Annotated in this window: 30 protein-coding genes and 1 pseudogene; 17 read left to right on the top strand and 14 right to left on the bottom strand. The window is 68.0% G+C overall.

Going from position 1 to position 25,111, the window contains the following annotated elements:
• The first annotated feature begins 949 nt into the window (after positions 1–949).
• From OG210_RS33420 to OG210_RS33410, 3 genes are all read left to right on the top strand, one after another.
• The gene (locus OG210_RS33420) at positions 950–3,205 is read left to right on the top strand and encodes a transcriptional regulator (protein ID WP_331719795.1); all 2,256 of its coding nucleotides are present in this window, start codon (positions 950–952) and stop codon (positions 3,203–3,205) included.
• A gap of 7 nt (positions 3,206–3,212) precedes the next feature.
• Positions 3,213–3,773, top strand: coding sequence for an XRE family transcriptional regulator (locus OG210_RS33415; protein ID WP_331719794.1), 561 nt, complete (start codon positions 3,213–3,215; stop codon positions 3,771–3,773).
• Between the two features lie 289 nt (positions 3,774–4,062).
• The gene (locus OG210_RS33410) at positions 4,063–4,293 is read left to right on the top strand and encodes a hypothetical protein (protein ID WP_328335869.1); all 231 of its coding nucleotides are present in this window, start codon (positions 4,063–4,065) and stop codon (positions 4,291–4,293) included.
• A gap of 309 nt (positions 4,294–4,602) precedes the next feature.
• On the opposite strand, the gene OG210_RS33405 is transcribed toward OG210_RS33410, so the two are convergent.
• From OG210_RS33405 to OG210_RS33385, 5 genes are all read right to left on the bottom strand, one after another.
• Positions 4,603–5,013, bottom strand: coding sequence for a restriction endonuclease (locus OG210_RS33405; RefSeq protein ID WP_328335871.1), 411 nt, complete (start codon positions 5,011–5,013; stop codon positions 4,603–4,605).
• A 34-nt stretch (positions 5,014–5,047) separates the two neighbouring features.
• A complete protein-coding gene (locus OG210_RS33400; protein WP_331719793.1) occupies positions 5,048–5,227 on the bottom strand; it encodes a hypothetical protein in 180 nt (59 codons plus the stop codon).
• Between the two features lie 91 nt (positions 5,228–5,318).
• Entirely contained in the window at positions 5,319–6,167 is an 849-nt protein-coding gene (locus OG210_RS33395; protein ID WP_331719792.1) for a helix-turn-helix transcriptional regulator, read from the bottom strand.
• Between the two features lie 9 nt (positions 6,168–6,176).
• Positions 6,177–6,710 (bottom strand): DUF6879 family protein, encoded by a 534-nt coding sequence (locus OG210_RS33390; RefSeq protein WP_328335874.1) that lies wholly within the window; start codon positions 6,708–6,710, stop codon positions 6,177–6,179.
• Entirely contained in the window at positions 6,679–6,945 is a 267-nt protein-coding gene (locus OG210_RS33385) for a hypothetical protein (RefSeq protein ID WP_328336013.1), read from the bottom strand. Before OG210_RS33385 ends, OG210_RS33390 begins: the two co-directional genes overlap by 32 nt.
• Positions 6,946–7,111: 166 nt before the next feature.
• On the opposite strand from OG210_RS33385, the gene OG210_RS33380 reads away from it, so the two are divergent.
• From OG210_RS33380 to OG210_RS33370, 3 genes are all read left to right on the top strand, one after another.
• Positions 7,112–7,780 carry a hypothetical protein gene (locus OG210_RS33380; RefSeq protein WP_328335875.1) on the top strand — a complete coding sequence of 223 codons (669 nt, stop codon included), beginning with the start codon at positions 7,112–7,114 and terminating at the stop codon, positions 7,778–7,780.
• Between the two features lie 739 nt (positions 7,781–8,519).
• Positions 8,520–9,011 (top strand): helix-turn-helix domain-containing protein, encoded by a 492-nt coding sequence (locus tag OG210_RS33375; RefSeq protein WP_328335876.1) that lies wholly within the window; start codon positions 8,520–8,522, stop codon positions 9,009–9,011.
• Entirely contained in the window at positions 9,008–9,328 is a 321-nt protein-coding gene (locus OG210_RS33370; protein WP_328335877.1) for a helix-turn-helix transcriptional regulator, read from the top strand. Before OG210_RS33375 ends, OG210_RS33370 begins: the two co-directional genes overlap by 4 nt.
• A 75-nt stretch (positions 9,329–9,403) precedes the next feature.
• Here OG210_RS33370 and OG210_RS33365 read toward each other — a convergent pair whose 3' ends face one another.
• A complete protein-coding gene (locus OG210_RS33365) occupies positions 9,404–9,712 on the bottom strand; it encodes a hypothetical protein (RefSeq protein ID WP_328335878.1) in 309 nt (102 codons plus the stop codon).
• Positions 9,713–10,170: 458 nt separating this feature from the next.
• On the opposite strand from OG210_RS33365, the gene OG210_RS33360 reads away from it, so the two are divergent.
• Genes OG210_RS33360 through OG210_RS33350 form a run of 3 tightly spaced genes read left to right on the top strand, consistent with a single transcriptional unit; the run spans position 10,171 to position 12,267 of the window.
• Positions 10,171–10,398 carry a hypothetical protein gene (locus tag OG210_RS33360; RefSeq protein WP_328335879.1) on the top strand — a complete coding sequence of 76 codons (228 nt, stop codon included), beginning with the start codon at positions 10,171–10,173 and terminating at the stop codon, positions 10,396–10,398.
• Positions 10,395–11,288 carry a helix-turn-helix transcriptional regulator gene (locus tag OG210_RS33355; protein ID WP_331719791.1) on the top strand — a complete coding sequence of 298 codons (894 nt, stop codon included), beginning with the start codon at positions 10,395–10,397 and terminating at the stop codon, positions 11,286–11,288. Before OG210_RS33360 ends, OG210_RS33355 begins: the two co-directional genes overlap by 4 nt.
• 10 nt (positions 11,289–11,298) lie before the next feature.
• Entirely contained in the window at positions 11,299–12,267 is a 969-nt protein-coding gene (locus tag OG210_RS33350; RefSeq protein ID WP_331719790.1) for a DUF6207 family protein, read from the top strand.
• Here the strand turns inward: OG210_RS33350 and OG210_RS33345 are convergent.
• On the bottom strand, positions 12,204–12,905 hold the full coding sequence (locus tag OG210_RS33345) for a hypothetical protein (RefSeq protein WP_328335882.1): 702 nt from the start codon (positions 12,903–12,905) through the stop codon (positions 12,204–12,206). The genes OG210_RS33350 and OG210_RS33345 overlap by 64 nt on opposite strands.
• Before the next feature lie 372 nt (positions 12,906–13,277).
• Here OG210_RS33345 and OG210_RS33340 point away from each other — a divergent pair, with 372 nt between their 5' ends.
• A complete protein-coding gene (locus OG210_RS33340; RefSeq protein ID WP_328335883.1) occupies positions 13,278–13,616 on the top strand; it encodes a hypothetical protein in 339 nt (112 codons plus the stop codon).
• On the opposite strand, the gene OG210_RS33335 is transcribed toward OG210_RS33340, so the two are convergent.
• Complete coding sequence (locus OG210_RS33335) at positions 13,580–14,068, bottom strand: hypothetical protein (RefSeq protein ID WP_328335884.1); 489 nt, start codon at positions 14,066–14,068, stop codon at positions 13,580–13,582. The genes OG210_RS33340 and OG210_RS33335 overlap by 37 nt on opposite strands.
• Here OG210_RS33335 and OG210_RS33330 point away from each other — a divergent pair, their 5' ends adjacent.
• Complete coding sequence (locus OG210_RS33330) at positions 14,069–14,710, top strand: hypothetical protein (RefSeq protein WP_328335885.1); 642 nt, start codon at positions 14,069–14,071, stop codon at positions 14,708–14,710.
• A 455-nt stretch (positions 14,711–15,165) separates the two neighbouring features.
• The gene (locus OG210_RS33325; protein WP_328335886.1) at positions 15,166–15,966 is read left to right on the top strand and encodes a hypothetical protein; all 801 of its coding nucleotides are present in this window, start codon (positions 15,166–15,168) and stop codon (positions 15,964–15,966) included.
• 167 nt (positions 15,967–16,133) lie between these two features.
• On the opposite strand, the gene OG210_RS33320 is transcribed toward OG210_RS33325, so the two are convergent.
• From OG210_RS33320 to OG210_RS33305, 4 genes and pseudogenes are all read right to left on the bottom strand, one after another.
• Complete coding sequence (locus OG210_RS33320) at positions 16,134–16,634, bottom strand: hypothetical protein (RefSeq protein ID WP_328335887.1); 501 nt, start codon at positions 16,632–16,634, stop codon at positions 16,134–16,136.
• 316 nt (positions 16,635–16,950) lie between these two features.
• Positions 16,951–18,028 (bottom strand): annotated as a pseudogene (locus OG210_RS33315) (transposase); the annotation flags it as partial.
• A 301-nt stretch (positions 18,029–18,329) separates the two neighbouring features.
• Positions 18,330–18,509, bottom strand: a complete 180-nt coding sequence (locus OG210_RS33310; protein WP_328335888.1) for a hypothetical protein — start codon at positions 18,507–18,509, stop codon at positions 18,330–18,332.
• 123 nt (positions 18,510–18,632) lie between these two features.
• Complete coding sequence (locus tag OG210_RS33305; RefSeq protein ID WP_328335889.1) at positions 18,633–19,175, bottom strand: GNAT family N-acetyltransferase; 543 nt, start codon at positions 19,173–19,175, stop codon at positions 18,633–18,635.
• Between the two features lie 172 nt (positions 19,176–19,347).
• Here OG210_RS33305 and OG210_RS33300 point away from each other — a divergent pair, with 172 nt between their 5' ends.
• The 5 genes from OG210_RS33300 (at position 19,348) to OG210_RS33280 (ending at position 23,732) form a co-directional block, all read left to right on the top strand.
• Positions 19,348–20,361, top strand: a complete 1,014-nt coding sequence (locus OG210_RS33300) for an NAD(P)H-dependent glycerol-3-phosphate dehydrogenase (RefSeq protein ID WP_328335890.1) — start codon at positions 19,348–19,350, stop codon at positions 20,359–20,361.
• 57 nt (positions 20,362–20,418) lie between these two features.
• On the top strand, positions 20,419–20,733 hold the full coding sequence (locus OG210_RS33295) for a hypothetical protein (RefSeq protein ID WP_328335891.1): 315 nt from the start codon (positions 20,419–20,421) through the stop codon (positions 20,731–20,733).
• Positions 20,717–21,574: a hypothetical protein gene (locus OG210_RS33290; RefSeq protein WP_328335892.1), complete on the top strand. Its 858-nt coding sequence runs from the start codon at positions 20,717–20,719 to the stop codon at positions 21,572–21,574. Before OG210_RS33295 ends, OG210_RS33290 begins: the two co-directional genes overlap by 17 nt.
• Before the next feature lie 165 nt (positions 21,575–21,739).
• The gene (locus OG210_RS33285; RefSeq protein ID WP_328335893.1) at positions 21,740–22,855 is read left to right on the top strand and encodes a hypothetical protein; all 1,116 of its coding nucleotides are present in this window, start codon (positions 21,740–21,742) and stop codon (positions 22,853–22,855) included.
• A 69-nt stretch (positions 22,856–22,924) separates the two neighbouring features.
• Positions 22,925–23,732 (top strand): IS5 family transposase gene (locus OG210_RS33280; protein ID WP_371540091.1). Its coding sequence is split into 2 segments (ribosomal slippage): positions 22,925–23,277 and positions 23,276–23,732, totalling 810 coding nucleotides; the frame shifts between segments, so codons are not numbered across the junction.
• Between the two features lie 231 nt (positions 23,733–23,963).
• On the opposite strand, the gene OG210_RS33275 is transcribed toward OG210_RS33280, so the two are convergent.
• A complete protein-coding gene (locus tag OG210_RS33275) occupies positions 23,964–24,257 on the bottom strand; it encodes a hypothetical protein (protein ID WP_328335894.1) in 294 nt (97 codons plus the stop codon).
• On the bottom strand, positions 24,239–24,964 hold the full coding sequence (locus tag OG210_RS33270) for a hypothetical protein (protein WP_328335895.1): 726 nt from the start codon (positions 24,962–24,964) through the stop codon (positions 24,239–24,241). The genes OG210_RS33275 and OG210_RS33270 overlap by 19 nt, the downstream gene beginning before the upstream one ends.
• Positions 24,965–25,111: the final 147 nt, after the last annotated feature.

The raw sequence follows: 25,111 nt of genomic DNA, 5'->3' as shown, positions 1-25,111 counted from the left end.
CGCGTGATCGATGCCGCGCAGAGAACCGGGAGGTCCGTGGTGTTGTCCCTCCAGCCATGAAGATCAGCAGCCATCCGTACGGCACTCGCCACAGTGATCACCGCGGCCGTCTGTGCCGGGGTCGGTTGGTTCCCACCGAACGCGCCGTCGGAGGAGGGCCCCGACCGACATCATCTGGTTGAACCTACGGGTGAACCGGGAAACCTCCTTGGGCTTGTCCGAAGTCGACACCGCCCCCCATGCGTTGTCCACCTGCACCATGGGCGGCAGGCCTTCACCCAGGGCGAGGATGGCCAAGTCGCTGCTTGTTGCCCATGGCATGAATCCTCCCTGCTCGATCGGATCGTCCGGCAAGCTTCGACAACTCTGATGTATGCGGATAAACAGATGCTCGACGCCTTATTGATGTTCCGGTCTCACGAACACTGGATCACCACAAGCGGAAAGACACCGCCGGGATGAGCATCCCCGCACCCCGCAGAACGCAGCTGCTGGATGTGCCCCGGCGCAGATCGGGCCATGTGCGCGCTGCCGTGAAAACTGCTGCCGCTACGGCATTGGGACCCGCACACTCTGCGACTCGTGCTGGGAGGCCGTGGCCAACAGGCGGCAGCCGACGGCCTCCTGAGCGGACCCAGCACCACCGATGGCACGCCGCCGTACCCGTCGCTGTCGGCGGGCCGCTGCCTGCACCGCGTTACGCGATCCATTCCGGCGGCGGCTGTGCGGCACGTTCCTGCCGCCATCGCTCCTCCGCCTCGGTGCGCTCCACTTCTGCGATGGAGCTGCCGCATGGCGTGCCACGTTCGCAGTGTGCGGAGACGGAGAAGGTCGGGCGGCAGATCGTATCTAGATTCGATTCTACGCGATGCATATGTACGCGATATGTTCGGTGAATGAGCGGCAATTGAGCGGTTCGTAAGGTAGGTTGGGGCTCAGGAGGTGTTCCATGTCTGAGTTGTTCGATGCTGTCGATGCGTTGGTCGCGTCCGCGTCTGCGCTCCCGCCGCCGGAGGAGCGCAAGCGGTTGCGTGTGGCGCACGGTCTGACGCTGGAGCAGGTGGCGGGTGCTCTGAAGGTGCGCCGCGCGACCGTCAGCGTCTGGGAGTCCAGCAAAAACAAGACGGAGCCGCGGGGCCCGGAGCGTGAGGCGTACGCGCGGCTGCTCAGGCAGCTCGCGGAGCTCTACCCCGCGCCGGCGGCCACCGCCGCACCCGGACAGGACACCGTGGTGCCCGAGACGTTCACCGGCCCCTCCGCGCCCGCGCCTCGCGAAGCCGGGTCCGCCGATCTGTCCCCGGAGTCGGGTTCGGTGCCGGAGACTTCGGCTCTGGCCGACGCGCCGGACGTCCAGCAGCGTCCCGTCCGCGCTCCCTCCCGTACGACTGCCGTCACCAGGGGGCCGTCGGCGTCGCGGCGTCCGGCTGCGAAGAAGGCCACGGCCAAGCCCGCCGCCGTCCCAGCCGGTGTCGACCCGCGTTTCGCAAACGGGCCGCTCGCGGTCGTCGACATCGACGCTGACGGGCAGGTGCTGGCGTACTGCGTCGGCGGCCTGGTCCTGGACGTGCCCGCCAAGTCCATGCCGGCCCTGGTCGACTGGGCCCTGCGCGAGGCGAAGTTGGGCGCGCCGAAGCTGGTCGGGCCGGGCAAGGACGCCGACCCGCTGCTGGTGCTCAGCGAGGCTGCGCTGGAGCGCTACGGCCTCCCCGTCGCCCTCACGGAGGAGGAGCGGATCGCCGGGCGGATTCCGGAGGGCCACAAGGTGATCAAGCAGCTGGCCCGCGCGGAGTGGAAGCTGACGAAGCGCGGGTTCGGGCCGTGGGCGCGGATCTACCGCCCCGCTACCGGCTCGGAGAGGGCCTGCGTCCAGCTGTGTATCCCGTCGTGGAACGCGCTGGACACCCGGCACTGGGGCACCGCCGGCCAGCTGCCGCCGGCGGAGCTCGCCCGGCTGCTGGGGACGTACGCGTCGAGGGTGATGACGCCGCGCGGCTCGACTGCCGTCACCGGCCTGGAGCTGATGACTGCCCTCCACCCGCCGACCCGCGCCTCCGAACCGGACGTGGACGGCAAGCGGCACTCCGAGCACAATCCGGGCTCGCTGGGGAAGGAGCCGGTGGACTGCGCGCCGTGCGAAGCCCCGGACGGGCACCCGCTCCTGGCTGATTTGCCGCGCTTCCACGTCCGCGGTCCGGCAGAGAAACTCTTCGAGGAGGCGTACGACTGGGCGCGCCCGCTCACCGACGCCGAATGCATGCACCGCAACCTCGTGGGCCTGGACGTGAACATGGCCTTCGCCGCCGGTGCCAACGGGCTCATCGTCGGCCTCGGCGAGCCCGCGTACGTCAAGCAGCCGGTGTTCGACCCGAAGCTCCCGGGGAGCTGGCTGGTGGACCTCTCGCACGTCGATCTGTCCCGGGTGAAGGCCGGTAAGGACACGTGGGCGGAGCTGGACGCGAGTCTGCTGCCCAGCCCGTTCACGCCGAAGGGCGAGCGTCCCGAGGGCCCGGCCTGGTATGCGACGCCGACCGTGGCGTACGCGGTGGAGCTGGGCTACGACGTCGCGCCGGTGGAGGCGTACGTCCGGCGTGAGAACGGCCGCTATCTGGACGGCTGGTACACGCGGCTGCGTGACGCCTACCTCGCCACGATGGCCGACCTCGGTGTGGCAGCGGACCTGTCGCCGGAGGAGTTCCTGGCGGCGATGGACGGCTACCGCGGCCGTGACCCGGAGCTGGCGATCGTGGTGTCCGCGGTCAAGGCGACGGTCAAGGGCGGCCTGGGGAAGCTGCGTGAGCGGCCGAGGGGCGAGGGCTGGCGGCCCGGCCAGGCGTGGAGGGCTCTGTCCCGTCCGACGTGGCGGCCGGACATCCGGGCGGCGGTCATCTCCCGTACGCGGGTCAATCTGCACCGCAAGATCGTCAAGCACGCGGCGTTCACCGGTCAGTACCCCGTCGCGGTCAACTCCGACTGCGTCGTCTACGCGGTCGACGGCGAGAGCCCGCTGGACTTCCTGCCCTACCGGGAGGGCAAGCCCCTGCCGGGCGGCTTCAAGCTCGGAGTGAATCCCGGCCTGGTGAAGCACGAGGGCACGCAGACCACGCTGTGGGGCGAGGGCGTCAGGGAGCAGTACAAGGCTCCCGAACTCAACCTCGCCCGCTACATCAAGGACGGCACCGTCACCGACAAGGACAACGGGGAGTAGGTAGGCGATGGCCAAGGAGTTCGGGGACGGCCTCAACCAAGCGGTGCAGAAGGCGTTCACCCGCCCCGCACCGAAGGCAGCCGGCGCGCAGATGCGGTACCTGGTCAAGCAGCTCAAGGGCACCAAGGCGGTCGCACAGATGCTGCGGATCTCCCAGCGCACCGTCGAGCGGTACGTGAAGGACCAGATCAAAAAACCCCGCCCGGACCTCGCCGCCCGGCTGGAGAAAGAGGTCAAGCAGCGGTGGCAGCCGCAGATCCGGGCCAAGGCGAGGGAGAAGGCGGCGACGACCGGGGGCATCGTCATCGACGTCCATGCCCGCTTCGGCTACACCGCGCCGATCGGGACAACGGACCAGGACCGTGTCCGGCACCTCACCGTGGCCCTCCCGCCGCAGCATGCAGCCCGTCTCTTCGAGGCTCAGGAGCAGGGCGAAGGTGATGACCGGCTTCGCGAGCTCGCCGCCGACGCGCTCCGGGAGGTGTACTTCCAGGACGGCGGCCGCCGCGCTGGCTCCCTGGACGAAGTACAGATCAACGACGTGCTGGACCTGGAGTTCGAGCTGTAGGCCGTAGCCCGGACAGCCCACGAGCCCCGGACCGATAGGGTCCGGGGCTCGATCGCGTATCCGCGGGGGGTCGGATGTTCCTTCACGCGATGCCGTGCCCAACGACGGGCTTGCGCCCAGGTCACCCGCTCATGACGACGTAACGGAATGACGGGGCGACAGCAGTCGTCCTTCGGGGTGGGACCGACCCCAGCCGTCGCCGGGCCCCGGGGAGGACGAACCGGGGTCCGGCGGCCCACCCCGGCGATACCGTGGTGACACACGCCAGATGACAGCCCAGGAGCCCCGGATGAGCCAGCAGCCGGCCCCAGCGCCCGCCCGCCAGCCCCTCGATGAACACGCCGCCGAGTCGGCCCGCGCGTATGCGGCCGCGGAGCGCGCCAAGACGGACGTCCTCGCCTCGGTCCTGGAGGACATCGCGGCCAACGGCTACCCCTCGCCCGAGACTGGGGTGCCGTGGGAGGCAGCTCGCGACGCGCACCTCGCCCGGCTGGCCGACGAGCAGCCCCGTGTCGCCTGAGCACAGTCCGCGCCGCTCGCGCGTCATCACGGTGGAGCCCGCGCTCACTCACCTCTCCAAACTCACTGCGAGCGAGACGCACGCCTGGACCGCGCGATCGTCGCGATCAGCGTCAACCCCGAGCTGGGCACCGAAGTGCCCGGGACCCTGCTGCGCGACTATACGGACGAGGTCGACGGCGTACGGCTCATCTACTTCGTGACAGCCCTTCAGACGATCACGATCGTGGCGTACGTCGAAGCCTGATCGAGGCGCAGTGAAGCGGCGCACGCGAAGTTTCGCCAGGCTCGGCCAGCTCTGGGCAAGGGCTCAGGGGGTGGTGGCGGGTGACTCCTCGTCGGTGGGTACGGCGTTCTGGAGTCGGTCCAGGCGTCCGTACAGGGCACGGATCAGCCGGGCCCGCCGCTGCACCCGGTGCAGGCTCCAGCACGGCTGCGATAGCCGTCCGTCGGCTTCCTGGAGAACGAGTTCGGCGAACAGCCGCCGACCGTCGTCCTCGGGGAGGCGTTCTGCGTAAGCACGCACATCGTCAGCGACCACCCTGGCCACCCCGGCCAGGAGAAGCCCGACTTGGGCATACTCGTCGTCCCGCATCGCATCCAGGTCAGACCAGACCAGTGCCGTGCGCACCAACTGCTCGTGTGTACTGCGGTCCAGTGGGCAATCTGCGGTGCTCAGTCCGTCCGGGCCGTGCAGAACCGTGTGTGTGCTGGTGTCCATACTGTGCCTCGATGCTGCGGCGTGTAGCCGGCGGTCACCGGCGGATGTCCTGACTGCCGTCGGCCTGGCCCTCGTGGTCCCTGGTCTGGGCAAGGAACCGGGCGAAGCCGCGGTCCGCGCGGGCCAGTAGTGCGGTGGAGGGGACACCGTAGGCGCGCGACTGGAGCCCGGTGCCTTCAAGCTCGCGGGCCCTGGTGTTGGAATGCGCGCTCACGTGGCCCTGCCTCTCGGGTGGTCCGTCGGTGCTTCGACGCTACGCAGCAGCAGCGCACGCGTTCAATGAAATTGCGGAAAATTGCGGAGATTCACTCCAGTGCGTCGATCGCAGCCGCGATGAGAGCGCGGGCCGCAGACCCGTACACCGCCATCTCGGCGAGGCTGGCGAACGCTTTGGCGTAGTCGGCGAGTTCGCGCGGCTGGGTGACGTTGATCTCGGCGGTCAGGGTCTCCACTACGGCCTGCACGTCGTCGTGGAGGTAGAACGCCTCCAGCGGCCACACGGTGCGCTGCGCGGTGAACGGAATGATCCCCAGCGTCACGGATGCCAGCGGCATCACGGCCAGGAGGTGCTCCAGCTGTCCCCTCATTGTGTCGGGGTCGGCGGTGCGGAACTTGAGGACCGACTCCTCGATGAGGACGACGAAGCGATGGCCGCCCTCGTAGAGGAAACGGGAACGGGCCAGGCGTGCTGCGACCGCTTCGGCAACGTCGTTGGGGGTGCCCTGGAAGGAGGTGATCTGCTCCATCAGGGCGGTCGCGAAGCCGGGCGTCTGGAAGAACCCCGGAGGCACATTCGACAGGTACGCGCGGCAGACGCGGGTGCGCTCGTACAGGGCGTAGAAGTCTTCCTGGACCTTGCGCATCCCGCCCTGATGCAGGCGGCGCCACTCCAGGTACATGGAGTCGACCGCGCGGGCGGTGGCGATGAGGTTGTCCGCCTGGTCCTCGGCATCGCAGGACGCGCACCAGATGCGGATGTCCGCATCCGAGGGCGGCGCCTCACCCCTCTGGATGCGGGTTGTCTTCGCGGGGTGCCAGCCGCACCGGGCGGAGAGTTCTCTCCCGGTGAGGCCGGCGTCCTTGCGCAGGTGCTGCAAGCGCACAGCGAGCGCTTCACGGGCACCTTGCGCGCTGGATGAGGGGGAAGTGGACATAGCGGTTCGTCAGACGCTGTACTTCTCATGCGGGATTCCGCGTTCCCAGACGGCTTCGAAGGCCGACGCGCACAAGTCCACCGCGGCCGGGTCCTCGGTTGCCTCGAACCCGGGGTCGGCCCAGTCTCCGCTGCCAGTGAAGAAGTGGAACATGACCAGGCGGCCGTCGATCAGCCAGAAGTCGTTACCCGGCAGGGCAATGTCGCTGGCGTGCCGGCGGGGCAGCCAGCGGACCTGCTCGCCCGCATCCAGGTTCAGCGGGGTCACAGCGTGCTCCCACCGGATGTAGTCGGTAACCGGCTCGGAAACGATGCGCGCCCGGCGCATCACCACGCCCCGGCTCAAGGTCTCCTTCACCAGCCCCAGCCACTCTGGCCACCACGACGCCGTGGGATCCAGGACGATCTGCCCGGTGCGGGAGAACCGCTCGATCTCCTCGGCCTCATCACCGACGCCGTACTGGTCGCGCATCTCCAAGTGAACGGCAGTGCGCTGAGCGCCCCTCAGCAATTCAGCGAAGTCGGGCACGCTGCTCTGCGACATCACACGCCTCCCTCAGAATCGCCACCATGCGGGCCGGAATACGGATCACCGTCTCATGAGCCGGGATCCCCACCGTATGGCCGGCAACCCATTCGGTTCCGCCCACCTGTGCCTTCAGGAGCGCTTCGGCTTCCGCGCCCTGCAGCACCAGGTCGGCGCTCTCCTCTTCCACCCACACCGTCGGCGATCCACCACCACCGGTGTTCGGGTCGATCCCCACGAACCGTAACGCCATGACACTCACCCCTGTCGAGCCGATTGCGAATAGTTGCGCATCGACAATCCCGCCCGTCGGTGACGCGGTCAAGGGCGTAGGGGCGTGCGAGGTTGGCGCAAGGGCGCCCTTGTGTCAACCCGCAGGCTGTCTGAGGCTGGGACGACCAATACGGAGGGGGCCCGCGATGGGACGGTTAAAGGCGAACAAGCCGCGGCGCGACAAAGAACCCGGACGGGAGCGGTTCCGAATCGACGACCGGGTCGTCAGCCAGACGGAGATCCTGGAGGAGGGCGCACGGCTGAGCGACCACGTGGACGATCACGGGCGGCTGCTCTTCATGGATTCCCCAGCCCTGGGCCTGGGACAGACCGCCATCGGTATCGACTCCGACACCGGCGCCATACAGACCACCGACCGCGAAGACCCCATGCCCGTAGCGCTCTTCGAGCCGGCCCGCGCCATGATGACCAATCACCCCGATGGTCCTCCCCGAGAGATCCAGGTAGAAGGCGCGCTCATCGCCGGCCTACGCCGCTTCCCACGCGGCATCGCCGATCTGCGCACAATCCCCGGTTGGGCACTGCACCGGCTCCCCGACGACCAGCTGGAGCTGCGTTCACCCGACGGGGGCGTCTACTCACGGATTGCCGTTCCATCAGCCCCCGACTGGTACTCGGCGGCTCTGCATCATTGCCATGTCATGTGCCTGTATGGGCCGCAGCTCGGTGTGCGCACCCCGCCCGGGACCACTGTCGAGCAGTACAACGACACGAAGCGCCTGGAGGAGCTGAGGCAGGCGCGGGGCCGGGGTCTCGTGGCTGCCGGGATCATCGCGTACCACAACAATCGCTGAGACCTGCTGAAGACGACCCGTTCCCGGACCCAGGTGCAATGCCAGAGCACGGCGGTCCGCGGGTGTGAGAGGGAAGGGGTCAGGAAGGCGAGCGCCCCACACGGCCGCCCTGCGCAAGGCCAGCATCAGTCCCTAGCTCCACATCACCTTGCTTTCCGTGACCTGTGTGCTCCGTTCACATGGTGCCAACGCCTGGTGCCCTCGTGTGACCTCAGCCCACGAACGTCAACCACGAAGGCGGGTGCGGGAATCGCCATGGCTCAGTGGCCAGCCGAGCCGACCACCGGGATCAGCCCCTCCTCCTCAATGCATTAGTCCGGCCACAGCCGAGATGCACGGGTCCCGCGACATGTCGACGCGCCCCGAGGACCGGCGCGGGACGCGCCGGCCCGCAGGGCCTCCGGTACGGCGCGATTGCTGTGCGTCCTCATGCATTAAGAGCACGTAACCCCCGCATGGCTCTGACCTGCATAAACGCGTACCGATACCCGCTTCCTGAATCGGGTAACCCGACTCCGGAAGCGGGTAACCCGATTCGGGAATCGGGATGTCCCGACTCCTGAGTCGGGACATCCCGACTGGAGAGTCGCATTGCTTAGCTATGTGCTCATTAGCAACACGCCCAGTGATCCGACAGTCCTGCGGCTTCGGTTAGCAATTTGGTAATGTTCTATGTGGTAAGTGATCCGTCGCTCCCGTCGGGTCGGTTGCCGTTCTGGTCACTACTCGGAGGGATCGCATGGCGCAGCCAGCGAAGAAAGTGCTCTATGCGCTCGATCAGCGCACCGGCGAGCTGGAGGAGGCCCCCGAGGTCCCCCGGGCTCCCTATGCGTTCGACGGCCCTCACATCAACGTCGGTATCCGCAGGGGCCGGGAGCTTGCCTCTGCCGCCTCCGGTCTGACCGACCGTGAATTCAGGGTGCTGGTCTGGTACTGGTTCGCGACCGAAGAAGTCCAGGGCGCTGTGATGCTGACGGCGGCCGATGTCGCGAAGGAACTCGGGATGAGCGCCGACACGCTCGGCCGTACCGTGAAGGTGCTGAAGAAGGCCCGGCTGCTGCTGGAGGCGGGGGGCCTTGGCCGTACCACGTTCTACCGGTGCACGCCGCACCTGGCGTTCATCGGCACCGGCTTCGCGCATCGCGAGGCTGTGAAGGACTGGAATCCACCGGAGAGTACCGTCCGCGAACCGCGAGACCATCGGCGGAACACCAAGAGGGGCGAGGCATGATCAGAATCAACGGCGGCGACGACGTCCAGAAGCTGCTCATGAAGACTGGCCACGTCCTGACGCCGAATCAGCGCATTGTGGTCATGGTCTATGCCTCGTCCGAGCAGAACCCGGACGGCACGGTCATGACCCGCGCGCTGGACCTGGCCACGGTCGCGGGCATGAAGCCTCCGGTGTTCTCCCGGACCAGGCGCGAACTGGTGGAGGAAGGCTGGCTGGAAGAGCGGGGCAGCTTCGGCCAGGTGAAGCTCTACCGGCTGAACCCGGAGAAGATAGGGGACATCGGCGGCCGGCACCTGCACGCGGTGGGCAGCTAAGCCGCTCATTGTTAGCTATGCGCTAAGCGACCCGACTCCAGAGTCGGGTCGCTTAGCGCATAGTGGGGCCAACCTTCACCGGTCACCTACGAGGACTACGCCTACGCTGTCGCCGCCGGGTGCAGCGAAGCCAGCGGTGAGCCCTGACCTTTCTGGACCGTACGCAGTTTGCTTCCAGTCCGCCTCGATGTGTGAGGGGCAGTGCACCGTGGTGTAGAGCGCGACGTCGGCGGCCCCGGCCCGGATGGTGCTGAACTGGACCTCGATCGCCTGCGGGGAGCGGAGCCAGCCGAGCCCCACCATGTGGTTGAGGCGGCCGGCTATACCGACCAGGTCAGTGTTCGAGTCGTGCCTGAGGTGCATCTCAGCGTCGCGTGGGGGCATGCGACGCTGAAGGTCTCTGGACCCCGTCGGTGTGGTTCAGCAGTCTCAGTACGCGCTCATGGAGCGTGCGGCTCCCGCCCAGCGCGGCTGGGCGGGAGCGGTGCGGTCCCCTCCGGTGGTTCTTCAGCACGAGGGGGCGGCGCAGCCTTCCAGACGGGAAGGTCCGACGCCCAGGAGGCGTCTGCGTTCCATGGTGCTCCTTGCCGCTGGTGCCGCAAGGAGAAGTACTTTTTCGCAGTCAAAAGAGATTATTGGGCCATGTTTTGACCCCGGACGTGGCCGGGATGGCGTAATGCGCCCCTCCTGCGACTCCGGCCTCACGGCCATTGTTCCGTAACACCATGATCACGTTGAGTCGCAGGGTGTTTGCGGACCATGCTGGCGTCCACTCTTCCGGAGCGCTTCAGCACCGCACCGGAAGTGCCTTCCAGATGCGTCTAGTTGAGGGAAAAGGTGCGATGTCCAGTAAGCAGGTGTTGATCGTTGCCGTGCTGGTGGCGGTCTTCGCGTGGAGCACGGTGATGACCGTGCTGGGGCAGCTCGCGGCCGTGGCCGCGCTGCTTCCCTCGCTTGGTCTGCTGGTCCAGCAGATTGTCGCCGCGTTCAACGGCACGCAGACGACGCGGCCCGACACCATCGCGGTCGCGGAAGCCGGCACGGCCGGGCAGGAGGAGTCGTTGCGATGACACCCTTCTCGGCGCCGAAGCAGCCCCACGACGAGCCCCCGGGCAGACGCGGCCGCAAGCCCGCGGCGATCGGCACGGACGTGGGGGACTCCCACCGCGCATGGCTCGAACCGGTCCGCACCCGCTACCTTGCCAGCGGCCTCACGCTCGACGACCTCGTCCAACGCTCCGGGTACTCCAAGACCCGCATCTCCGAACTCCTGCGCGGCAAGGGCTACTACCCGGGCTGGGAGATCACCTACAGCGTGATCCGATCCCTGAACATACCCATCTGGCCCCTGCGCCGGCTGTGGACGGCCGCTGCCCGCGAGGCAGACAAGAAGCCCGGCTGGATCGAAACCCGCATACACGAGGTCCAGCCCTTGCAGCAGGAACAGCCGCCGCTGGCCCACCAGGGCTTCACCGAGGCGATGCGCCAGCCCTACACCGACTACACGCGCGCCTTCCTCCAGAGCGACCACCGCGCCCACTGGGTGGTGGCCGAGGTCTTCGACATCCTCTGGCTTAGCTGGGACGAAGCCGTCGCCAGCCCCGATGTTCGCCGCCACGCCTGGTGCCTGCTGCGCTCGCGCGTGATGCAGCGCGCCCACCGCCATCCCGACGGCCACCCCGACCTTCGCCCCGCGGCGTTCTCCACCGTCGCCCAGAGCCAGATCACCGACCTCTGGGACCGCTACGCCGAGATCACCGAGATGGCGGGCTTCTTCGACGCCATCGGCCGTCTGCCTGAAGACCAGCTCGACATCGCGGTCCTGCGCTACCTGTGCGGCATGTGCCGGCGCACCGTCCCCGCCGTTGTCGGACTGTGGCCGGCCGTCACCCACACCCTGGAGCACCACGCCCGAGGGGCCCTGGAAGCCACCTACCCCCTTCATGACAACCGGGAGTGATCACCCCGCAATGACCGCCATCGACCATCTCCTTGCCCGCGCCCTGCTCCTGAAGGAGCCCCAGGTCCCCTCCGACACCGTCCCCTACGAAGACACCGCCTACCCCGCCTTCGCACCCGACGGCACCCCGCCATGGATCAGTTGCGGCCGCGAGTCGGCGGACGACACGGCCGCACGGCACCTCCAGACCCTTTGCGAGGTTGCCGTCACCCACGCCACCCCTGATCAGGTCGCCGACTTCATCACCGAGCAGGTGCCCACCCCGCACAGCGCCTGGATCCTGGGCTGCGTCCTGCTTCTCGCCGACGCGCCGGACGGCGCACGTTTCTGGTGGCAGTACGCTGCCGGGGCCGGCAGCGATGCCGCCTCCTACTGCCTGTACCTCCACCACCGCGCACTCGGCGACAGCCACGCGGCCGCCTTCTGGCTCGAACAGAGCGGTATCGACCGCCAGGACTGCGACACCAGCGTCCCCACCGTCCTGCGGATCCTCCGGCATCTCATCCCCGCGGCTGGCCGAAGCCGCACGGAGGCGATGATCGCGGTCATGGACTACGTCTCGGGCGCGGTCGCCGCCGGGTACGCGCGCAACCCTGACTATGAAATCCCCCTGCCCGGACCGGACTTCGCCGAACAGATCAGGATCATCCTCGCCGTCACCTCAGCCATCTCAAAGCCGTCCCGGCAACGAGAGCCCGTGGTCGAGACGACTGCCCTGCCGAATCGACCCCCACTTCGCCCCGGAGAGAACCCGGCCCAGGGGCGTGGCCGCGAGCCGGAGCGTGTCCTGGAGGTCGAGGCCCTGGACCACGAGTCAGCAGCCGTCTTCAAGGAAGCGATCGCCGCCTGCTGGGAGACCGCCACCGCCGACCTCACCGCCACCAAGATGGACCAGCCCGGGGTCCGATTGCGTTACTACCTGGACCGACGACCACTCATCGACACCCTCCAGACCTCCGGCAGCAGAGCCACACAATGAGCCGCACCGTTGCACGGCCGTCCGGAGCCCGCCCTTTTCAGCGCACCTGTATAGGAGGGCCACCCCTGGGGTGCGTAATCGCACGTGTTCAGCTGCTTGGCAGGTCCCGCCTCGGTGACCTTGTCGACGATGTAGAAGACGTGGTCGACCCCGGTTCCTGCGCCTGTGGAGACGTCCTTGTTCGCGGCGTTGCGTGCCGCGTCCTCGGCGGCCTGTTGCGCATCGTCGGCGTATTTCTGGGCGTCCTTCGCGGCTTCCTCAGCGGCGGTGGCGTCTGCATCGGCGCGGTCAGCCGCCGCCCGCGCGTCTTTCGCGTCCTGCTCTGCGAGGGCCGCCGCCGTGCGGGCGGCTTCGGCATCGAGTGCTGCCTTGTCGGCTGCGGTTGCGTCGGCGGTGGCCTGGTTGTCGTACGTGACGGTGCGGGCCAGCGACGCGGTGGCCTTGGACGCTGCGGTGGCGGCGTCGGCCGCGTAGCCGGCGGCGTTGGCGGCGGACTGGTAGGCGGCCTTGGTGTCGTCCTTCGCCTGGTCGGCGAGGGCCTTGGCGGCGGCTGCTTCCTCCTGTGCGTTCTTGGCGTGGGCTTCGGCGACCGCCTTCTGCTGCTCGGCGATCGTCTTCGATGCCTGCCCGGTCAGCACGACCAGGCTCGCGGCCGAGTCCGTGGTGACGTACGGGGAGCCGAGCTGGATGGCGTCGTTGGCGGGCTTGGCGACTTGTGCGGCGGCGTTGCCCGCGTCCTCGGCTGCCTGGGCGGTGACGTGTGCAAAGCCCGCGGCCTTCGCCGAGGCCGCAATCGCCCCGTTCGATTAATGTTCTCTACATTAGAGATAAATCAAGCTATGCGGCCTGAATCGTGTCGCATGTGATCGGAGGTGGCCCAGATGCCCGGGACGGACGGCTCCCGCTGGGGCGCTGCCAGCCCGCCCCGGCTCCAAGCACGACACATCGCTCACTCAGCCTGAGTAGAACAACTCATGCGAACAAGACGCGCAGTGGAGTTGGGTAGTCCCATGCTTGAGAACCCATACACGGCCCAGGCGCCCAAGGCATGGCTCGCGCCGCTCGTGTCCACTCTCGTCACCTTGCCCGTGGCCGTCTTCTCCTTCGGCATCGTCGGGCTGTCTGCCATGGCCTGTGACTCATGCAGCGATGCCGAACTCAAGCGGTTCGACCCGAGCTACAACACCGGATTCATCGCCTTCCTGATCGGCCTCACGATTTCGCTGGCTCTCCTGATCGCGAGCTGGGCACTGCCCCCGCAGCGGCACCGAGCAACCGTTTCCCTCCTTGCCCCCATCACCCCAGTTCTTGCCTATCTGCTGTTCCGTGGACTGGTCGACTGGCCCTGAGTGCGTGTTCTGCTGGTTTCCTCAGCCAGCCCGGATGGTGCCTCGGATCCCCAGGTGCCCAGCTCGGGGACGAGCACGATGAAGAACAATGGCGAAATTCCGCCGACGCGCAGCGAAACCAGGGTGGCTTCAAGTTCCCGAAGCATGCGGATTATGGGTAATGCCCAGGATCCAGGCGGCTCGTTCGGGTAGGTCCCGTATGGCGTCGGGGCGACATTCATCGCGCCGAGCGACTTCAGGCGCCCGACCGTCAGTTCCGCAGCGACGCCATTTTGCCCATCTGCCTGGAATTTCGGGTAGGAGCAGTGCCCGGGAAGGGGCGGTGTGGCCCGCCGTGCGAGGTCGGGCAGCAGCGTCATCAGGCCGCGGCCGGCCCGGGCCAGGTCGGCGTCGCGCAGCGGCCTCAGCTCCCGGGCGAAGACCACGTCAATACCGGCGCCGCGGTCGGACACATGGCGCGCCCACCGCGAGTCCGGGCCGACTCCACCACGCCGCCTCCAGCCGACCCGCCCACCGACGTCAGCGCGCCCGCCGCTCCCGAACCGCCTCCGTCTTTCGACGTCCAGCGCCAGCACCCCACCCGCCCGGCCATCCGAAGGGGCGGCCGCCGCCGGCGTCCCGTCGTGGCCTCCGACCCCGCGGCCAAGCCCACGGCTGTCCTCGACCACGTCCGGCGCGTCTGCGAGACTGTGCTCCCCGCTGACGGCACCAGCCGGCTGATGGCCGACTTCGACGACCACTACGACGAATCGGGCGCATGCGTCTTCGCATGCCAGCTCTACATCCTCAACCGGCGCGACAGCGCCCTGTACTGGCGGAGATTCGCCGCCGGAGCAGGACACCCGCTCTCCGCCCATCTCCTCGCCGCCTACCACGCCGGCGCCGGAACGCTCTCCGACGCACGCATCTGGCACGCCTTCGCCCAGTTCCTCGGCTACGCCTCGGACCAGCACTTGCCCTGGCCGGTCTCCCTCGCGGCCGAGCAGTCGCCCGGCATCACCCAGGAGATCCCGGACAGCAACGAACTGCGGACCTTCATGGCACGCGATCACCTGCCAAAGGAACTTCTCCCCACGGCCTTCGCCAGCCGCTGACACCTTCATCACCGCGGCGCCGGTGCCGGATGCGCCCCCAGGCCAGCATCGGCGCCGCCCCCTTTCGCACACACCCTCTGCGGCGGCCGCCGACCCGAGTTCCGTCCTGCCCAGATCCTGAAGGAAACCCCCGTGGTCAATACCGCGACCTCGCCCTCGCTGCCCGGCCGGCCAAGCCGTACGACACGCATCTACCGCTGGATCCATGCCCAACGCCGCCCGATAGCAGGACACATGCTGCGCGGCCTGTGCTACGGAGCCGGGACCGGCGCAGCGGGCCTGCTGACTCTCTGGGCCGAACACCACTTATGGAGCTGACACGGCTGCGAACGCAACTGAGCGGTGAACTGACCTCCGGCTGGAAGGTACTGCTCTTGGCTCGTTTGCTCATGCCGTTTGATCGGGGGCGGTATGACAGAGCGGGTGCCACAGACGATGGCTGAGGAGGGGGTTCGGTGGAGGCCGTGCGTGTCGTTGTGCTTGTGCTGCTGGGCAGTGCGTTTTGGGTTGCCTGGCGGCGGAGCCGGTATCCCGGAGGGTGGGCTTTCGCTTTCAGCGCCCGCTATGCGCAGGAGCGGGCGGGCCTGGCCGGTGCGCGGCAGGAGGTGCGAGGGGCAAAGAAGGAGTCCAGCAGGCTGCTGGCGGCTGCGCGGGCGCGGGAGAGGTCGGAGAGCGCCGGGCACGAGCAGGGATTACGTGTGCTGGAGCAGAAGGTCACGGCCCTTCGAACCCCAGGTCTGGGCCCGCGGTTGCAGGAGCCGGTCGGTGAGCTCGTACTGCACGAGCATGCGCTGTTGGTCTCTTCGAGGACCGGGTCGATTCCGCTCGCTGGCCTTACGGTCCGTTTCGAGTCCGGCAGGCAGACCCATTCGATCTACCTGACCCAGCCGGATGGCAGGGTGCACCGGGCGAAGTACCCGCATCTGCCGCCGCCGGTGTCGGTGTCGGCCGATGGGGCGGAGGACGCGACGAAGCCCTTCGATGAGGAGCAGGTACGTGACTTCGCGGTCGAGATCCAGAACGCGGTGGCGGACGAGGACGTTTTCCGGTCCCATCGGAAGGAGCGGCTCGCGCGGGCACAGGAAGAACTAGCCGCGTCGAAGGAGGACACAGCTTCTCTGGACGCGGCCCGGGAGCATCTGTCGCAGGTCCTCGACCGTCAGAGCCGGGACCCCCGCAGGAAAGCAGCCCTCGCCGAGCTGAAAGCGGCGAGTGAGCGATGGCAGGCACTCACCGGGCGCCCTCCGCCGAAGTAGCAAGACTTCCGTGGGCTGTCTGCCCGACGCGAAGCCCATGCGTCTCGACTCTGGTTGCGGACGAGAAGCTGCCGCGAGCGTGGTGACCACGTCCAGACAGTCGCGGCGCAGCTGCTCGGCGGTAGCGGCGCGCTCGGCTCGGCCGACGCTCGCGGTTCTGGTCGTGGTCAGTCCTCCTGCGTTCGGAACAGCACCAGGTCGAAGCCGTTTCCACGTGCCGCAAGCAGCAGGTCGTACGTTGCGGGGGTGAGGCTCATCCAGCCCCGGCCGCTGCCGGCCGGCCGGAACCGGGACAGGGGGTGGTCGCCTGTGGCGTACCAGTGGGCGTCCGGGCCCAGTGCCTCGATGACATCGTCCTCGATCGCCCGCAGCCGGGCGTCGTCCATCAGGGCGTTGTCGGCGCTCGTGCCGTACGCCAGGTCGGCTGCCAGCATGCCGACCACCCAGCCGGTGGCCCGGTCCGGGGTGAACGTCGGCTCCCCTTGCAGACATTCGGTGAGCCTCGCGGCCTCCTCGTCCTCCAGGGGTGCCACCTGCCGTATCAGTCGGCAGCAGATGTCCGCGAGGGACAGCCTGCCCGTGTCGAGTTGAAACGATGCGACCTCCAGGCGCCCGGCTGCTTGGAACCGGGCCAGTCGGTTCTTCAGCGACGACTTCTTCTTGGCCACGGAATTCTCCCCTTCCCGGATGCCAGAGGGCGAGGTCGCGCCCTGCAGGTATTCAACTGATTCGAGTCAGCTGCAACAACCCGTATTCATCGACGCGACTCGGTCCCCTGGTCTGTCGGGAGGAGTTCGCCGGGGTTTCGGTCATGCTGCAGCCTGTCCGGTGTACCGGCCCGACCGGCGGTGAAGCCGTGGGCGCAGTGCCCAACCTTGCTGCAGACGGCTGCGCCGGCGTCGAGGGCTGTGCGCCATCGCCCGCTCCTCCCTCGACAGCCTGAGCGGTGACCGGGACAAGGCCCTGGTGCTCACGGGCTTCAAGGGCGACGATCAGAACCCAGGTCCAGCGGTCCGCCGTCTCGGGAGCACGGAGCTTCGGGGTGGTCCAGCCCAGGGTCTGCTTCGCGAAGCGGAACGTGTGCTCCAGATCGAAGCGGCGGAGGAATGCCTGCCAGAAGCGGTCCACGTCGTCGGGGGTGGCGTCGCTCCTGGAGGACCACAACCACACCGGCGGGGCATCCCGGTCCTTCGACAGGTGCTCGACCTTCAACCGCATCAAAGTGCCCTCGACCACTGGGAGTTCACCGTCGCGGTCGAGCCAGGAGGAGCGGTGGGTGAGTCTTGGGTGGACCCGGTCCCATGCCTGGGTCTCGGCTTTGACGTAGTTGGTCGTCTCGGTGACCGTGGTGATCGCGGGCTCGGGCCAGGTCTCCGGCTTGGTGAACCGGAACTCGGGACCGTGCTTGGGCGGTCGGCCGTTGACGCCGTGCATCCTCGGTGGTTTCGGCAGACGCATCACCCGGTCGGAGCGGACCCGGCCGACCAGCTCGACGGGCAGGTCGCGCAGGACCCAGGCCAGGCGGGTGACGTCGTAGCCGGCGTCACTCACGATCACAATGTGCGGGTCCCCGGCCTGCCACTGGCCCGCGGCGATGAGCCGCTCGACGACACCCCGCAGCTGACCGGCGGTGATCGCGGTCGCGTCATCCGCAGGTCCCAGCCGGACCGCGTCCAGGATCGCGGTCCAGGACGTGGCGCCCGCCTCCAGCACGGCCAGGAACGAGTAGGGCCAGCCCGGAATGAACTGCGAGGCTGTTTTCGCGCGGCCGTAGACGTGGCAGAACAGGCGCTCGGCCGAGCATGGCGCGTCCGAGCGATGGGGGCGACACATCGACTGCCAGGGCCAGGCGCCCGCCGTCGAAACGCGGCAGCGGCAGCCCGGCCAGCACCGTCCGCAGCCGGTCGACGTCGATCCGGCCGTGGTTCAGGCCGCCGTACATCGCTCCGTGCCCACGGCGATGCTCGGGCAGCCGCGTCAGGTCCACCGGGGACTTCACCGCACCCTCGGCACACAGCACCGCGTCCACCAGCTCGAACAACTCGTCACGCCGAGCGGGCAGATACTCGTAGAACTCTCCCCGGAAGCGAGACGCTTCCGCGAACGCTCCCTCCGGACAGCATCGGGCAGCAGACTCACCCTCACGGCCTTCGTCTTGGTCACGTGCACCTTGGTCGGAGCGCAGGATCAGACGAAGGCCGCCTCTACATCAGGCGAACCCCCAGGTGAGCGACCCAGTACGAGATACCGTTCGAGCCCGGAAGAAAAAGAACAAGCTAAGTACCGTTTCTGATAGCGGCCTCGTCCGGGCTGGGTGAGGAAGCCTTGCCGAGTGAGGCGTCCGGGGCGGCTGAGGGTGACGTTCATGGCCGGGTCATCTGTGGGCATGCCGAGGAGTTCGTGCAGATCACGAACCGGAACACCTGGTCGGGGTGCTGGTTGAAGGCGTTCACGATGGCCTGGTAGGCGGAGTTCGACTCGGGTGGATCGGGCTCGGTCGCGGCTGGTGCGAGTTCGAGGCGGTAGCCAGGTCCGCAAGGCACGCTGCGGTCTCGGTAAGCAACTGTTTGCGGATTTCGGGCCGTTAGCCTCGCTGGCAGTGCATACCGTGTGGGCACTGCGTGACCTGCTCTTTGAGCCTTTTGGCGCGATTGGGTGGCGTGGGTTCAGAGCGGACTGATGAGCATGAGGATCTCGTCGCGGTCATCGCCTGCGGAGAGTCGGAGGGCGCCGGGCCATCGGCCGACTTCCTTCCAGCCGAGGCTCCCGTAGAAGTCCTCCAAGCCGACGTCACCGCGGGCGGCGAGGTGCAGTTGTTCTAGGCCCATCTCGTCCCTGGCGACCCTGCGCACTTCATGCATGAGGGCACGGCCGACACCGCGCCCGCGTATGGCGGTGCGGGTCTGAACGTGGTGGAGAGTGCCCCAGTGGGCGATCAGCTCGAACCGATCGCGACGGATGTTGAGCCAACCTACGAGTTCCCCGTCCATGGTGGCCGTGAGGAGCCGGCTGGTGTCGGGGGAAAGCAGGCCGATGATGCGATCGAGGGCCGGAGTCACCGTGGCGGTATCCACAGGGGGAAAGGGGAAGCCGGCCGCGCCGCCTGCGTTAGTGACCTCGACCCAGCACTCGGCGAGGGCGTGCCGGAGCTGGGCAGTGACGTCGCTAGGTGAGGCGAGCTGCTGAAAGGTGAGGAGGTCGGTGGACATCCTGAGATCCTGGCACCCACCTCTGACATTCTGGCGCGGCGCCCGGTGCCAGCCACCTGCTGACCCTGCTCCGTCCCGCAGGAGCTCCGGCCGGGCCAGATCCGGTCGATAGGATGATCCGGCCCAGCCGCCGCCTCGGTGACGGCCCCGAATCCACCGAGAGGGACCCGCAGTGAGCGAGCACCGTACTGTCCGCGCGGGCGTGTTTTCGGCCGGGTCCTGGGGTACCGCCGTCGCGAAGATCCTCGGCGACGCCGGAGGCGATGTCGTCTTGCACGCCCGCCGTGCCGAGGTCGCGGACGCGATCAACAGCCGGCACCGCAACCCGGCGTACTGGCCGGACATCGACCTGCCGGCGTCCCTGACCGCTACTACGGATCCGGCGGCGGCGCTGGCGGGCGCGGACTACCTGGTGCTGTCCATCCCGGCACAGTCGCTGCGGGACAACCTCGCCCAGTGGGCCCCGCACATCGAATCGCGAACCGTCATCGTGTCGTTGATGAAGGGGATCGAGGTCGGCAGCGGCCGGCGGGCGAGCGAGATCATCGCCGAGGTGACCGGTGTCAGCGCCGACCGGATCGTGGTGCTGTCGGGACCGAACCTCGCCGCCGAGATCATGACCGGGCAGCCCGCCGCGGCCACCGTGGCCTGCCCCGACGACACTGTTGCCCGCCGGTTCCAGGCCGCCAGCCACACGTCCTACTTCCGCCCGTACACGAGTACCGACGTGATCGGCTGCGAGCTGGGCGGAGCAGTGAAGAACGTGATCGCTCTCGCGGTCGGCATCGCCGCGGGCATGGGTCTCGGCGACAACGCGTCAGCCCTGCTGATCACCCGGGGCCTCGCGGAGACCACCCGGCTGGCCACTGCCATGGGCGCAGACCCCGCCACGCTCGCCGGCCTGTCGGGGCTGGGCGACCTGGTGGCCACCTGCACTTCACCGCTGTCTCGGAACAGGACCTTCGGAACCCACCTCGGCCAGGGCATGAGCGTGACCGAGGCCGCCGCCGCGACCCGGCAGACCACTGAGGGCGTCAAGACCGCAGGGGCGCTCCTCGACCTCGCCCGCGCCCACGACATCACCATGCCGATCACCGAAGTGATGTACGCGCTGCTGCACGAGAACGTCACGCTCGCCGAAGCCGCCGCCGCGCTGATGCAGCGGCCCCCCAAGCCCGAACGCTGACCGGCGCCCCCACGGGCGCACCACCACCTTCACCTCCCGTTCCCGGAGGCCCCTTTCATGCACGCTTCATTGGTGCTGCCCGCTGCCCAAATCGCTGTCACCACAGCCCTGGTGGCAGCGATGATCAGCGCGTTCACCCCCTTACCCGGCCGCTGGTTCCGCTGGCGGATGTTCTGCCGGGGGACGTTCACGATCATCTCGCTCACCGGCACCAAGGGCGGCCGCACCGAGCCGGTGAACATCTACCAGGCGATCGTCACCTACCTGACCGACTCCGGCCGCTACGACCGGATCGACGGGCACGGCCGAGTCTTGTCGGCCCGCGGCGAGCACCCAGTCGAGGTGAAGGACAGCCATGTTCTGGTTCTTTGACGCCCTCACCTCCGGGTTCCAGCACCCCACCGACCCCGGGCGCCTCCAGCAGTTCCGCATCGTGTTCGGCACGGTCTGCACTGCGCGATTCGCCCTCTCCACCGGCCAGGGCGGCTGGGACCGGTTCGTCCCCAGCTCGATCAGCACACACCTGGCCGAGCAGCGCTTCGGCCCCGCCCGGGCCACCCTCCTCGCCAGCATCTACCGGCCCGTTCTGATCGTCCGCACGGCCGCCGCCATCACCCTGGCCGCCGGCCTGACCCCCCGTCTGTCGCTCCTGCTGGTCCTGGCAGGGATCGCTATGGAACTGCTCTATCTCAAGAGCCCCAACGCCGTCCGCTACACCCTGCTGACCGGCGGGAGCCTGCTGGCCGGGGGAGACCTTGGCCACGGATTCGCCATCGAGCACACTCCGAGCACCACCAACACCTGGCCCCTGTGCCTCCTCGTACTGATCACCACCAACATCTACTGGGGCAGCGCCTGGCAGAAGATCCATTCGCCGCAGTTCCGCAGCGGCCTCTACCTCGCCCAGTGGATACACACCTACACACAGATCAAGGACCAGCTCCCCTACCGGCGACAACACGCCATCCCCGGCTTCGTGCAACGCCACATCGGCAACCTCACCGCCCGCGACATCCGCCTCTGGCGCCTCGTCGCGGCCGCCACCATCACCGCGGAGACCCTGCTGCCTCCCGCGCTCCTCATTCCGCAGACGACGCCGTACGCCGTCGCCGCCGGCATCGCGATGCACGCCGCATTCAGCTGCCTGAAACCGCGCCAGCTCATCACCTTCTCCGGCATCACAGTCGGCACCTACCTGGCATTCGCGGCCTGACGGGCCACTTTCCACCGGCGCCGGCAGCAACCGGAGTATCCGTCTCACCCACCGCGGGAGCTCACGTTCCTTCGCGACGGACAGGTGCACCGTCGAGGCCGCCGGAAGCAGCTCCGGCCATGATGAGAGTCTGAGCCTTCTGATGGAGCGGCGACGGGGAGACTGATGGGGGCGTTCGTGCACTGGGGCAATATCAATGTCTGGGTCAGGCGCGTCGTGGTGGCGGGCGTGGCGGTGGCGGTGTTGGGGGGCGGCTATGTCTGGTTCAGGCAGGGGACGCCTGAGGTACGGCTGGCCGAGGTGTGCGGCGGGATGCTGCCCGTCGATGACATGTTGGCGCTGACCGGTACGACCGCGAGCGGGATCAGCGGCGCGGATCTCAAGACCGACAGCTGGCAGTACGGTCCGTCGAGGGACGTGGAGGTGACGGAGCCGGACGGGCTGCCGGCCGCATGCCGGGCCAATGGCGTTGAGATACACATCGAGCCCGCGAGTGATGGCCCCAGCACACTTGGTCTATCCAATTTCGCTCGCGGCGATGACGTGTTGCCGATTCCCTTGGGAGCGCACTGGTCGGGTCTGCTGGCTCCCGATGGTGAGGAAGGGATAGGCGCTTCGGTGCTGCTGGACTGCCCGAACTGGGACAGCCGCCACGGCAGCGGCATCCTGGTGACCGCCAGTGCCGATCTCGCCCATCTCGCTCATGTTCGCGACAACAACGACCCCGCTGCGCGGACGGAGCTTGCCCGGATGGTCACTGGGACGGCGAAGCAAGCTGCGCAGCGCACCGGGTGCAAAGCGGGGTTCGGCGACCGGATCAGCCGTGTCGATTCCTCGGCTACCACCGCGAAGAAGAGAGTCGGCGAGGCCCGGGGTACTTGCGCGGGCGTGCATTCGCGGGCGGTAGTACGGGAGACAGCAGCGGGCACCGCTCCGGTCGAGTTCTGCGTGCTTGAGGGCGGACTGCGTCTGAAGTCCTTCTACGGCCCGTTCGTCACCTCCCAGAACCACGACGGCGGAAGATTCGGGCCCTTCGACAAAGCCGCAGGCACCGATGAAGCGGGGATGGTGTGGGGTTCAGCGACGTGCACAGGAGCGCAAGGCACAGCGCTGTACTGGACGGAACGGGCCGAGAGCAAGTTCCAGCCCCGTCCCCATCCCGAACCCCTCACGGCAAGAGAGCAAGCCGATCTGCGGACATTCGCTGAACGCTCAGCCGCCCGCCACGGTTGCTCGTCGCCCAACCTGCCGGCCGATGTGACACCAGCGCCCGTCTCCTAACTGATCGTTTCAGAATGAAGTTTCATGTGTCCTTTGGCAGTTGGGTGATGTGTCGGCAGGATCTGTTGGGTGTCTGCTGATCTTGTGTCTGATGACCTGTGGGAACGTGTGTCTCCGCTGCTGCCGGTTCGTGCGCCGCGTCGGCACCGCTACCCGGGGCGGTTGCCTGCCGATGACCGTGCTGCTCTGCGTGGGATCGTTTACGTGCTGCGCAAGAGTGTGAGCTGGCGAGACGTCCCCGCTGAGTTGGTCGGGTGCAGTGGGGTGACGGCCTGGCGTCGTCTGCGGGACTGGACCGAGGCCGGAGTGTGGCCCCGCCTGCACGAAGTCCTGCTGGCAGAACTTCGTAGAGAGGGACTGCTGGAGATGGACGACGCGGCGATCGATGCCTCGCACGTCAGGGCCCTCAAAGGGGGCTCACACCGGACCTTCGCCGGTTGACCGAGCGCGGCCGGGCAGCAAGCACCACCTCATCGTCGACCGGAACGGAACTCCGCTCGCTGTCTCTCTGACCAGCGGAAACCGTCACGACGTCACTCAGCTCATACCCCTGCTGGACGCGATGCCCCGCATCCGTGGTCTGCGCGGCCGGCCACGGCACCGGCCCCGGCGGCTGTTCGCCGACCGCGGCTACGACTACGACAAGTACCGCCGTCTCATCCGAGCTCGCGGCATCACACCCAAGATCGCCCGCCGTGGAGCCCCGCATGGTTCCGGCCTGGGCAAGACCCGGTGGGTTGTCGAGCGGACCTTTGCCTGGCTCCACCAGTTCAAACGGCTCCGCATCCGCTACGAGATACGCGCCGACCTCCACCTGGGACTCCTCCAACTCGCCTGCAGCATCATCTGCTTGAGACGACTCAGAACCTCATTCTGAAACGATCAGTAAGAAAAGCAGGGTGCGCAACAGCGGCATGCCCTCGATCGAGGGTAGAGAGCGGGCTGGTCAGCCCATCGCCGTAAAGAAAGGTTCGCGGAGCTGGACACCAGCAGCGCTCGTTCTGCCCCCAACGCGAACGAGCTGGGCCGCCGCGCGCCGGAAGGCGTGGCGGCCGCAGCTCGGCAGAGAGAGTGCCCGGTTGCTCGCGCAATCACCCGCGCGCACTGCTCAGCCGCTCATGGTCGGCTGGCCGACGGGCCTGTGGTGTCCGTGCGGGACGGCCTGGTCGCTGAGTGCGGTGCGCAGACGGGACGCGATCGGCTGGTACGGGGCGACGAAACCGGGGTCCTGCAGTTGGTCGGGCGCGGGCAGTTTCCGGTGCGAGAGGGTCCACTTCTCGTGTGTCGACCAGCCGAGGGGGCGCAGGCCGGTGCGGGCCATGTCGCGGTCGATACCGGCGAGATAGGGCGCGTCGACGGGCAGCTTCCCGTTCGACTGCCAGATCACCCCGCCCAGTTGCATGGGGGACGGGGTGATCCGAAGAGGAACGACAGGCAGCGCTCACGCAGCACTGCGGCGCTCTGCTCCGGGCTCAGCGGTACGCCTTGCTCTTCGCCCCCGGTGCCGGGCATCACGACCCGGCAGTCGGTGTGCGGGAAGACGTCGACCTCGCCGAGAACGACGTGCGCTGTCGCGTTCTCCCGGTCGGGGTAAGACCATCCCAGCCTCGGCAGGAGGACGACGACGTCATACGTGTTGCGTGCGCTGTCGATGGCTTCCTTCAGGGGGCTCCGATCGGTCCTGGGCAGGCCTCTGTTGCTCTCCTTCGACGGGTGGCGGGCCTCCCACATGCAGGAGTGATGTACCAGCGCTCCAGACCCGGTGGACGACGTAAACAGGGTGCTGGTCACGGGCTCCGGCGGCGCGGCCGGCGCGGCGCGCTTCCGGCGGCCGCGGCTGTGGAACGTCATGGACCACTGCCAGTAGTCCTCGGCTTCTTCGAGGAGCAGGATCCGCTGCCCGCTGTGCGCCCAGGCTGCGGTGATCCCGCCGACGAGGTGGTAGAGGTTCCCGCCTCCCTCTGCCAGGAACCGCAGGACCGGCGCTCCGGTGGGGGCGGCTTCCGTGCCCGCTGCCGCGTTCCGCAGACGCAGGGACTCGGTGTACTTCGCTCCACGGCGGGCGTCCTTGCGGGCGCTCTGCGCGGCGGTGGACTGGTTCTTCGGCATGGCGTACTCCTCTGCCGGGCCGGGCCACGCCCCCGGGCCGGCTCGTACGACTGCCGTTGACACGACGGAGCGAAGAGCGGGGAGAGCGGGCCTCGGAAGACCTTGACCTCCGCATCCGGTCGGCGTGGATCCGGAAGCGGGCGGTGA

This window comes from Streptomyces sp. NBC_00466 (assembly GCF_041433995.1).
Taxonomy (GTDB): Bacteria; Actinomycetota; Actinomycetes; order Streptomycetales; family Streptomycetaceae; genus Streptomyces.
The sequence above is the reverse complement of the archived record's forward strand: the minus strand, read 5'-3'. Positions and strand labels throughout refer to the sequence as shown.

Bases quoted from the DNA above. Each gene is read 5' to 3' on its own strand.
- OG210_RS33420 (WP_331719795.1), top strand. From the start codon at position 950: ATGTCTGAGTTGTTCGATGCTGTCGATGCGTTGGTCGCGTCCGCGTCT.
- OG210_RS33415 (WP_331719794.1), top strand. From the start codon at position 3,213: ATGGCCAAGGAGTTCGGGGACGGCCTCAACCAAGCGGTGCAGAAGGCG.
- OG210_RS33410 (WP_328335869.1), top strand. From the start codon at position 4,063: ATGAGCCAGCAGCCGGCCCCAGCGCCCGCCCGCCAGCCCCTCGATGAA.
- OG210_RS33405 (WP_328335871.1), bottom strand. From the start codon at position 5,013: ATGGACACCAGCACACACACGGTTCTGCACGGCCCGGACGGACTGAGC.
- OG210_RS33395 (WP_331719792.1), bottom strand. From the start codon at position 6,167: ATGTCCACTTCCCCCTCATCCAGCGCGCAAGGTGCCCGTGAAGCGCTC.
- OG210_RS33390 (WP_328335874.1), bottom strand. From the start codon at position 6,710: ATGTCGCAGAGCAGCGTGCCCGACTTCGCTGAATTGCTGAGGGGCGCT.
- OG210_RS33385 (WP_328336013.1), bottom strand. From the start codon at position 6,945: ATGGCGTTACGGTTCGTGGGGATCGACCCGAACACCGGTGGTGGTGGA.
- OG210_RS33380 (WP_328335875.1), top strand. From the start codon at position 7,112: ATGGGACGGTTAAAGGCGAACAAGCCGCGGCGCGACAAAGAACCCGGA.
- OG210_RS33375 (WP_328335876.1), top strand. From the start codon at position 8,520: ATGGCGCAGCCAGCGAAGAAAGTGCTCTATGCGCTCGATCAGCGCACC.
- OG210_RS33370 (WP_328335877.1), top strand. From the start codon at position 9,008: ATGATCAGAATCAACGGCGGCGACGACGTCCAGAAGCTGCTCATGAAG.
- OG210_RS33365 (WP_328335878.1), bottom strand. From the start codon at position 9,712: ATGCCCCCACGCGACGCTGAGATGCACCTCAGGCACGACTCGAACACT.
- OG210_RS33360 (WP_328335879.1), top strand. From the start codon at position 10,171: ATGTCCAGTAAGCAGGTGTTGATCGTTGCCGTGCTGGTGGCGGTCTTC.
- OG210_RS33355 (WP_331719791.1), top strand. From the start codon at position 10,395: ATGACACCCTTCTCGGCGCCGAAGCAGCCCCACGACGAGCCCCCGGGC.
- OG210_RS33350 (WP_331719790.1), top strand. From the start codon at position 11,299: ATGACCGCCATCGACCATCTCCTTGCCCGCGCCCTGCTCCTGAAGGAG.
- OG210_RS33340 (WP_328335883.1), top strand. From the start codon at position 13,278: ATGCTTGAGAACCCATACACGGCCCAGGCGCCCAAGGCATGGCTCGCG.
- OG210_RS33330 (WP_328335885.1), top strand. From the start codon at position 14,069: ATGGCGCGCCCACCGCGAGTCCGGGCCGACTCCACCACGCCGCCTCCA.
- OG210_RS33305 (WP_328335889.1), bottom strand. From the start codon at position 19,175: ATGTCCACCGACCTCCTCACCTTTCAGCAGCTCGCCTCACCTAGCGAC.
- OG210_RS33295 (WP_328335891.1), top strand. From the start codon at position 20,419: ATGCACGCTTCATTGGTGCTGCCCGCTGCCCAAATCGCTGTCACCACA.
- OG210_RS33290 (WP_328335892.1), top strand. From the start codon at position 20,717: ATGTTCTGGTTCTTTGACGCCCTCACCTCCGGGTTCCAGCACCCCACC.
- OG210_RS33285 (WP_328335893.1), top strand. From the start codon at position 21,740: ATGGGGGCGTTCGTGCACTGGGGCAATATCAATGTCTGGGTCAGGCGC.
- OG210_RS33275 (WP_328335894.1), bottom strand. From the start codon at position 24,257: ATGCAACTGGGCGGGGTGATCTGGCAGTCGAACGGGAAGCTGCCCGTC.
- OG210_RS33270 (WP_328335895.1), bottom strand. From the start codon at position 24,964: ATGCCGAAGAACCAGTCCACCGCCGCGCAGAGCGCCCGCAAGGACGCC.